Here is a 237-nt window from a genome sequence, read left to right on the forward strand (position 1 = left end):
TCGACTTGAGCGGCCGAGAGTTCAGGCGAATTTAGGTCGAGATCCGGGATGTCTGCCTGTGCCCAGGTAGTCGCTGCGCGAACGAGCATTGCTTCAGGGGTGATCCCGTAACTGTCGGCCAGCGCACGCAAGGTACTCGATGAGATACCAAACGCACTGTTGATCGGTTCCAGGGTGACGGTGAAACTGTTTTCTTTGTCCGCAGACGAAGGCCCCAGCTCCCTCTTGTTGCTGTTC

The 237-nt window shown here is 57.0% G+C and carries 1 protein-coding gene; it reads right to left on the minus strand.

Translation table 11 applies throughout. The annotated features are described in order from the left end of the window. Window positions 1–237 (minus strand): hypothetical protein (locus tag KVT32_RS31490; protein ID WP_217619575.1); only part of this gene is annotated, 237 nt, incomplete at both ends.

The sequence above is a fragment of the Achromobacter sp. GbtcB20 genome, from assembly GCF_019091095.1.
In the GTDB taxonomy this organism is placed as follows: Bacteria; Pseudomonadota; Gammaproteobacteria; order Burkholderiales; family Burkholderiaceae_B; genus Achromobacter; species Achromobacter mucicolens.